This is a genomic window from Pseudoduganella aquatica, assembly GCF_009857595.1.
Taxonomy (GTDB): Bacteria; Pseudomonadota; Gammaproteobacteria; order Burkholderiales; family Burkholderiaceae_D; genus Rugamonas; species Rugamonas aquatica_A.
On record NZ_WWCU01000157.1, the window covers coordinates 1 to 257 of the forward strand.

The window sequence follows — 257 nt, forward strand, 5'->3', positions numbered from 1 at the left end:
ACTTATCGGCTGTTGAAGATTGAAGAACTCAGGGGGATTAGCTCAGCTGGGAGAGCACCTGCTTTGCAAGCAGGGGGTCGTCGGTTCGATCCCGTCATCCTCCACCATTACAGTTCAAACGTAAGCCTCTGTGGTTTAGGTTTGAGTTGTACCGTTCTTTAAAAATTTGGAAGAAGTAAAGATTTATTATTTTCGTTTGATCGCAAGATTGAACGAGGGTAGTGATTGTATGTATCAACAAACGCAACAACGTAGTA

General features: G+C 43.2%; 1 tRNA gene. It reads left to right on the forward strand.

Going from position 1 to position 257, the window contains the following annotated elements:
* The first annotated feature begins 31 nt into the window (after window positions 1–31).
* Window positions 32–107 (forward strand) — tRNA-Ala (locus tag GTP77_RS30035).
* Window positions 108–257 lie beyond the last annotated feature (150 nt).